Consider the following 2,569-nt stretch of genomic DNA (forward strand, 5'->3'; position numbering starts at 1 on the left):
GCGGCAGCGACGACAGGTAGGCAAAGCCCAGGTCCAGGATCTTGGGCGTGAGGCGGAACTGCCGGCCTTGCGCCTCCACGTAGCCCAGGCCTTCCAGCGTCAGCAGGATGCGGCGTGCGCCGGCGCGGGTGAGGCCGGTGCGGGTGGCCACCTCGGTCAGCGTCTGGCTGGGCGCCTCGGCGCTGAAAGAGCGGATGACGGCCAGCCCGCGGGCGAAGGACTGGACGTAGGTATCACCCGGCGTCGGGCCCGGCTTGGGGCCTTCTTCGGCCAGCGGCGGCTCGGTGATGTCGGAGGACGACGGGGCGGGGGACGGCAGGGCGGTCATCGGGGCGCATTATCGGCAGCGTCGCTTGGGTACCATCGCGCCCGTTTCAACCACCTCTTGCCAGAGACAGGAGCCAGCACCATGGCCATGGACGTCGTCGACTACGAGATCAAGGGCGCCGAGATGCAGTTCGTCGAGGTCGAGCTCGACCCCGGCGAAGCCGCCATCGGCGAAGCCGGCAGCATGATGTTCATGGACGCCGGCATCGGCATGGACACGGTGTTCGGCGACGGCTCCAAGAACCAGGGCGGCTTCTTCGGCAAGCTGCTGGGCGCCGGCAAGCGGCTGGTCACCGGCGAATCGCTGTTCACCACCATCTACACCAACGAAAGCAGCGTCAAGCGCCGCGTGGCGTTTGCCTCGCCGTATCCCGGCAAGATCATGGCGATGGACCTGAGCCGCCTGGGCGGCACGCTGATCTGCCAGAAGGACGCCTTCCTGTGTGCCGCGCGCGGGGTGTCGCTGGGCATCGCGCTGCAGCAGAAGCTGTCCGTCGGCTTCTTCGGGGGCGAGGGCTTCATCATGCAAAGGCTGGATGGCGACGGCATGGCCTTCGTGCACGCCGGCGGCACCGTGGTCAAGCGCGAGCTGCAGCCGGGCGAAACCCTGCTGGTGGACACCGGCTGCGTGGTGGCCTACACGCCCAGCGTCAGCTTCGAGATCCAGTACGTCGGCAAGATCAAGACGGCGCTGTTCGGCGGCGAGGGCCTGTTCTTCGCCAAGCTCACCGGCCCCGGCACGGTGTGGCTGCAAAGCCTGCCGCTGTCGCGCCTGGCCTCGCGCATCTTCGCGGCGGCGCCGCAGCGCGGCGGTGGCGGCCGCGAAGAAGGCTCGCTGCTCGGTGGCGTGGCCGCCGGCGGGCTGCTGGGCGGCATCCTGGGCGGCGGCGACGACGATTGACGCGCCCAAGACGCTCCCACGTTTCCGACGGGTAAACCTGGGAACAGACCCGCTGCCGACAGCCTGTCAAAGGGCTGCCCGGCAGCCCCGCGCCTTACACTAGCGGGTTGCTAAAAGGCACCCCTGCGTGGGGTGGTGCATGCGTGAAATTGAATGATCTGGCCTTGCCGCTGAACCGGCGCAAGGTGCTGGCCGCGGGTGCCGCGGCCGGGGTGGCGGCCCTGGGTGTTGTCGGCATGCGCAGCAGCCATGCCTCGCTGCGGCCGCAGGCGCCTGCCGGCGCGGTGCCGGTAGCCAGGGCGGCGGCCACGGGCACGGCGCCCGCCGCGGCCGGTGTCGGCGCCGCGCCCGCAGCGGGCAGCGGGCCCATCCTGGTGCTCAATTCGCTGGACGCCAACGTCAGCGTGATCGACCCCGCCACCTTCGGCGAGATCCGCCGCCTGCCCACCGGCAAGGAGCCGCACCACCTGTACCTCACGCCCGACGAGAAGTCGGTGGTGGTGGCCAATGCGCTGAGCGATTCGCTCACCTTCATCGACCCCGCCACCGGCCTGGTGCAGCGGGTGGTCACCGACATCATCGATCCGTACCACCTGCGCTTTTCGCCGGACATGAAGTGGTTCGTCACCGCGGCCAACCGGCTCAACCACATCGACCTGTACCGCTGGCAGCCGGCCAATGCCGCGCAGCCGCTGGCCCTGGTCAAGCGGGTGCCGGCCAGCCGCACGCCCAGCCACCTGTCGATCGACAGCCGCAGCACCGTCATCTACTCGTCGATGCAGGACAGCGACGAACTGATGGCCATCGACATCGCCACGCAGACCCCGCGCTGGAAGATCAACATCGGCAAGATGCCGGCCGACGTGTTTTTGACGGCCGACGATCGCACGCTGCTGGTGGCGCTGACCGGCGACGAATTCGTCGAGTGCTACGACGTCTCGGGCGCCCAGCCCAGGCTGGTCAAGCGCATCAAGACGGCGGCCGGCGCCCATGCCTTCCGCGCCCGGGGCGACCGCCGGCACCTGTTCGTCAGCAACCGGGTGGCCAACACCATCAGCCTGATCGACACCCACACGCTGACGGTGGTGGAGCACTACCCCGCGCCCGGCGGCCCCGACTGCATGGAAATGCTGAACGACGGCCGCACGCTGCTGGTCACCTCGCGCTGGGCGCGCAAGCTCACGTTCATCGATATCACCCGGCGCGAGGTGGTGCGGCAGGTGCCGGTGGGCAAGTCGCCCCACGGCGTGTGGACGCTGGCGCATGCGGGCCGCATCTAGCACCGCTGTTGCGCTGGCCCTTGCACTGGCGGCTGCGCTGCCAGTGCTGGCGGCCACACCC

General features: G+C 69.5%; 3 protein-coding genes. 2 read left to right on the forward strand and 1 reads right to left on the reverse strand.

The genetic code is table 11. The annotated features are described in order from the left end of the window. Window positions 1-328, reverse strand: a 328-nt coding sequence (locus ABNT58_RS16650; RefSeq protein WP_348754568.1) for a helix-turn-helix domain-containing protein, incomplete at its 3' end; no start/stop codon positions are given. Window positions 329-409: 81 nt separating this feature from the next. Between ABNT58_RS16650 and ABNT58_RS16655 the strand changes: the two genes are divergently transcribed. Next, window positions 410-1,228, forward strand: coding sequence for a TIGR00266 family protein (locus ABNT58_RS16655; protein ID WP_348754569.1), 819 nt, complete (start codon window positions 410-412; stop codon window positions 1,226-1,228). 236 nt (window positions 1,229-1,464) lie between these two features. Further along, entirely contained in the window at window positions 1,465-2,508 is a 1,044-nt protein-coding gene (locus ABNT58_RS16660; protein WP_348754570.1) for a YncE family protein, read from the forward strand. Window positions 2,509-2,569: the final 61 nt, after the last annotated feature.

Origin of the sequence: uncultured Aquincola sp., from assembly GCF_964001545.1 — a bacterium.
Lineage (GTDB): Bacteria > Pseudomonadota > Gammaproteobacteria > Burkholderiales > Burkholderiaceae_C > Aquincola.